We start from the raw sequence: 2,782 nt of genomic DNA, 5'->3' as shown, positions 1-2,782 counted from the left end.
ACCCAAATCGGTCGCATAGCGTGGCACAATAGCATAGGAAACAGGTGCTGCAAAACCATCCAATATGGAAATCGCAACAACAAATAGATAGGTTAGCAAAGGCGCTACGGATTGCATTATGGTAAACATTCCTACCAGTATCGCCAATAATATAGTCTTTCCAAATTGGGATAAAGATAAAACTCTATTTAGCGCTATCCTTTTAGTAACTAAAGGAACTAGAAGACTAGCAACAAAAGAGGATATCCCTATTAAAATGGGAACTAGTGACGTGACAATTACTGATTTTGAAATAATGTATATGTTAGCAATGATTGTTACCCTAAAGAAAATATCTGCTAAATTTGCAAACAATTGAGAGACTAACAACTTAATAAATGAATTAGACATGTAACGCTCCCATCTTAGTTACCAACTCTAGAATTAAAATTTGATTTTTAATATTTTAGCATAAAATAGCAGAAAACAGAAGTGAGATTTTTCACATAAAAAAGCAAAAACTATTGCCTTTATTATTCCTACTTTTAAAGGAATGATTATTATCGTTGGAGGCTAGCTCTAAGAAGTTATACTCAATGAAAAAAGCCTGAGATTTTCATCTCAAGCTCTATCAACATAATTGTTTTCTAGATTAGAAAAGTGAGAATACAAGCACGGCCAAGGCTGCACCGATAACAGGTCCCACAACAGGAATCCAAGCGTAAGACCAGTCTCCGTCTCCCTTGTTTGGAATTGGTAAAATGCTGTGCATGATACGAGGTCCAAGGTCACGCGCAGGGTTCAAGGCATAGCCTGTTGTCCCACCTAGTGATAGACCGATACCGACAATCAAGGTACCCACTGCGAAGGTTCCGATTCCTGCTTGAAGGTCATAAAGTCCCAAAGCAAAGATTGTTAATACCAATACAAAAGTTCCTAGGATTTCACTAATCAAGTTTGATACAGTATCCTTGATGGCTGGACCAGTACTGAAGGTTGCCAGGATATTGCCTGCATTTTCTTCTGCCTCATAATGCGGTTTGAATTGCAACCAAACCAAAATCTGACCGAGCATAGCCCCTGCGAACTGGGCTAAGATATAAGGCAAAACGGAAGCCCAAGGCAAGTCACCTTTTAAAGCTACACCAATTGTCACAGCTGGGTTTAAATGAGCTGGACTGAGCTTGCCAGATACAAAGACTGCAACCGCAACTGCAATCCCCCAACCCATGGTAATCACAATCCAACCTGAACTGTTGCTCTTGGTTTTAGGAAGAACCACACCAGCAACAACACCATTTCCTAGAAGAATCAGGATTAAAGTCCCTAAAAATTCTCCAAATAATTCATTCATCATCTTTCTGTCTCCATTAAAAAGAAGGAGAGGGTAGACTAGGAGTCCTGCCCTCCACCTCTTTTATTTTTTCTTAATTTTTTAATTCTGCTAAGTCGTTATTAGCGAGAGCTACTTCGACATCCGCTCGGTAGCCTGCTTTTTCCTCTTCTGTCCAGTCATAGAATCGTCCCATTTCATCCAAAACTGGCTCAACGATACTATCCAAACTATCACGCATAAAGAGCATGTGGTTGGTACGACGAAGAAGGAAGTCAACTGGGCTCAGAGCCAACTCGTTGCGCATTGAATAGTGAAGGGACAAGGTGTCTGCCAAGCTAAGACCTGGTGCTTGTTCTAAACTATGAGCAAGAGCAAAGACCTTCGGTGCATTTGAACCGTAGAGATTTGCTAAATAGTGAGCTTCCTTGCTATCCAAGCCACGTGACACTCCAAGTTGCGCAAAGGCTTCGATTTCTGAGTCCACATTTGCTGGGTTCAATTCCCCACCTGAAACAGGGTAAGTCTTAGAGTTGATCAGTTTAAAGCTGCGGTCAAATTCTGCTTTGAGGATGTCAATCACGCGCTCCATAGCTCCTTCAGCCATCTTACGGTAGTCTGTGATTTTACCACCAGCAAGGGTCAAGAGGCCATTGTCATCACGGTCCAAGCTCGAACCACGTGAAACTGCAGATGGGTCCAAATGTTTCTCAGAGGTACTGCTTTCAAGCTTGCTAACAGCAGACTCAACATCTTCACGTGTTTTTTCTTTAGAGAGGTAAGATTCAACAGTCGCAATCAAGTTGTTAAAGCTTTCATCACTGATTGTACCGTTATTTCCTCCATTGTAGTCAGAAGCGCTGTTGCCTGCGATCAATGGGCGAAGACCTGCCCAGCTGCTTTCGATATCATCAATGGTGATGTTGGCTTCTGGGAAGCGGTTGTTGACAATGCCAAGTAGGTAATCTACATCTTCTTGAGTTACTTTTGGATGTTCCAAATCACCTGTGTAGTCTGTATCAGTTGTACCAAAGTAAGTCTTGTTTTCACGCGGGAGAACAAAGACCATACGACCATCTCCCAAACCAGTGTCAAAGTAAACTGGCTGTGAAACCTTGATTTTGCTTGAGTCCACTACCAAATGAACTCCCTTAGTTGGACGCATTTGTGAGAATTGGGTTCCCTTATTAGACAAGTTACGTACTTTATCACTCCAAGGACCTGTTGTGTTAATCACCAGACGGGCCTTGATTTCAAAGACTTGGTCTGTCAAGAGATCACGAGCTACAACACCTGTAATCTTGCCACTTTCGTCAAAGAGGAAGTCTTCTGCCTTCACGTGGTTAGCAATGAGTGCACCGTCTTGGTTGGCACGTTTGATATTTTCAATCACGAGACGCGCATCGTTGTTACGGAAGTCAAGGTAAACCCCACCTCCTACCAAGCCTTCTTTCTTCAAGTTTGGCTGGC

2 protein-coding genes and 1 pseudogene are annotated in these 2,782 nt (G+C 42.3%); all 3 read right to left on the bottom strand.

The genetic code is table 11. The features are described 5' to 3' along the window. Positions 1–390: pseudogene (locus PAN06_RS13690) on the bottom strand (MFS transporter); the annotation flags it as partial. 241 nt (positions 391–631) lie between these two features. Beyond that, the gene (locus PAN06_RS13685; protein WP_269796601.1) at positions 632–1,336 is read right to left on the bottom strand and encodes an MIP/aquaporin family protein; all 705 of its coding nucleotides are present in this window, start codon (positions 1,334–1,336) and stop codon (positions 632–634) included. A 70-nt stretch (positions 1,337–1,406) separates the two neighbouring features. After that, positions 1,407–2,782 (bottom strand): FAD-dependent oxidoreductase (locus tag PAN06_RS13680; protein WP_269796600.1); only part of this gene is annotated, 1,376 nt, incomplete at its 5' end.

The organism is Streptococcus sp. SM3, from assembly GCF_027497875.1.
Note: the sequence above shows the minus strand (reverse complement) of the source record. Positions and strands in the feature narration are given on the sequence as shown.

Bases quoted from the DNA above. Each gene is read 5' to 3' on its own strand.
- PAN06_RS13685 (WP_269796601.1), bottom strand. From the start codon at position 1,336: ATGATGAATGAATTATTTGGAGAATTTTTAGGGACTTTAATCCTGATT.